The following is a 2,282-nucleotide window of genomic DNA, read 5'->3' on the forward strand; positions in this document are numbered from 1 at the left end:
TAACATCTGGTCCGGGGTGGGGGAGGTGAAGACCTCGCCCGGACAGGCAGCATCCAACATCCCGACGCCCACGAACCCACCGTGCATCGGCTCGTGACCGCTTCCACCACCGGAGATAACAGCCACCTTGCCCGGGATGGGCGCATCGGCGCGGTAGATGAAATTTGGCTCAAAGTGGACTTTCACCAGGTCCGGATAAGCTAGGGCGATACCCTCCAGTTCCTCTTTCACCACATCTGCTGGGCGATTGATGAGTTTTTTCATGGTCCCCTCCCCACCGGGATTGCCTACGCCTTGTCGGCAAGGGCGCGGCCGATGAGCCAATCGTAGGTCAGGATACCGAGGATACCACCGACCAGGGGGCCGATGATCGGCGCCACGAACCAGTACAGACCGGTGAAGAGCCCCGTCGTGCCCACCAGGGTACCCAGGAGCCGGGGACCGAAGTCACGGGCCGGGTTAATGGCGTAGCCGCTGGGACCACCCAAGCAAAGGCCCACACCCAGGACCACAAGGCCGACCAGTAGGGGGCCCAGGTTGGCCCCGACGCCCAGATTCCGAGTATCGCCGACGGCCGCCACTCCCCACAACAGGACGGCGGTGCCGAAAATCTCGGCGATGAGGGCGTTCACCAGAGAGTAAGAAGTCAGCGCGTTGCCGCCTGCGCCGCCCCAGAAGGCCTGGCCAAAGACCGAACCCGGTCCCGTGCACCAGACGTTGGGCATCCCGGCGGCAATCAGGCCTTCCATGTAGACCAGGTATACGCCGAGGGCACCCAGGAACGCACCGAAGATCTGGGAAACCCAGTAGGGAATGACCTTCCGCCAGGGGAAAGTGCCCCGCACGGCCATCGCCAACGTCACGGCCGGGTTAATGTGGGCGCCGGAGACCCCACCGGCCACATATACTGCTACGACCACCGCCATGGCCCACCCGAAGGTTATGGTGTTCCAGTTATAAGCGGGGGCGGCCAGCCGGGGGGCCAATCCCACATTGGCGACAACGCCGTCGCCCAGGAGGATCAGAATGAAGGTCCCAAAGACCTCCGCAACGCACTCGGCCAGGAGACTGTTCTTTTTCATCGCTCTCTCCTTTTAGCAGATGGTTGAGGATGAAGTGAAAGGTTTTTTTATCTTTATCTTGAGGAAATTAGTAATGTAATAAGGGGGCGATCTGCAGCATCCACAACGATTCGCCGATAACCACCTCCTTTCGCAAGGATGAGGCCTGGGAGTGAGGAAATTCTAAAGTAGCATAATACAAGAGAGGTCGCGTGTCAATAACCGGGGATTGGATTGTTCCAAAGTGGAACATTTTGACAGGGGTGGGTGTTTCATTGCGAAACGATCCGGGGGAAGCAAAAGGGCAGCCATCAGCGGCTCGCAGGGATGCCCTGGACACCTCCGCACGAGGGGCGACCGGGGGATATGGACAGATGGACCTAATGCGCTATCTGTGCAGATTTAAAGATTTCTGGCTTGAGGCCAAAGGCGCGCATCTTCCGCCATAAGGTGGTGCGTCCGATGCCGAGTACTCTGGCCATTTCGGTCACATTTCCCCGACAGGCCAGGCCAGCGCGAAGAATAGCCTGACGTTCCATTTCCAGCAGCGTGGGAACCGATTCATCGCTGGAGCCCCGCCCGGCCCGGCGGACCTCTTCCGGCAGGTGCACAATATCTAATTCATTTCCATCCACCATCTGGACTGCCCACTCCAGGACATCCTCTAACTCTCGCACATTTCCCGGCCAGCGATAAGATTCCAGCGCTGCGAAGGCACGCGGGGTGATAATGATTTGTTTCCCCTGACGGCGCGCGTGCCGCTCAACAATTTGCGTGGCGAGAAAAACGATGTCCTTTCCCCGTTCTCTCAGCGGTGGGATTGTCAGCGTCAGGGCGCGCAGGCGGTAGTACAAATCTTCCCGAAATCGTTTCTGGCGTACTTCTTCCCGTAGATCCGCACTAGAGGCCGCGATAATGCGAACCTTAATAGGGATTGGCGTCGTGCCACCCAGCCGGATTACTTGCTTCAGGTCCATAATCCCAAGGAGTGCTGCCTGAAAATTGAGCGGCAAACTCTCAATATTTTGCAGGAAAATTGTACCCCCATGGGCCAGTTCAAACTTACCCGGCTGGATGACTCCGGAATCCTTTTCCCGGCCGAAAAGTTCGTAGGCGATCAACTCGCGGGGAATAGATGCACAATCTACTGCAACGAAAGGCCCCTCCGCGTAATGGCTGGCGTTATGGATAGCCTGAGCGAATAACCCCTTGCCTGTACCC

The 2,282-nt window shown here is 58.2% G+C and carries 3 protein-coding genes; all 3 read right to left on the reverse strand.

The window, feature by feature from the left end; translation table 11 throughout:
- On the reverse strand, positions 1-264 hold a 264-nt coding region (locus ABJK56_RS16010; protein WP_347245680.1), incomplete at its 3' end, for a dihydroxyacetone kinase subunit DhaK.
- A 23-nt stretch (positions 265-287) separates the two neighbouring features.
- Positions 288-1,082 carry an MIP family channel protein gene (locus ABJK56_RS16015; protein WP_347245681.1) on the reverse strand — a complete coding sequence of 265 codons (795 nt, stop codon included), beginning with the start codon at positions 1,080-1,082 and terminating at the stop codon, positions 288-290.
- 359 nt (positions 1,083-1,441) lie between these two features.
- The coding region (locus ABJK56_RS16020) for a sigma 54-interacting transcriptional regulator (protein ID WP_347245682.1) at positions 1,442-2,282 on the reverse strand (841 nt) is incomplete at its 5' end.

The organism is Thermogutta sp., from assembly GCF_039793925.1.
Lineage (GTDB): Bacteria > Planctomycetota > Planctomycetia > Pirellulales > Thermoguttaceae > Thermogutta.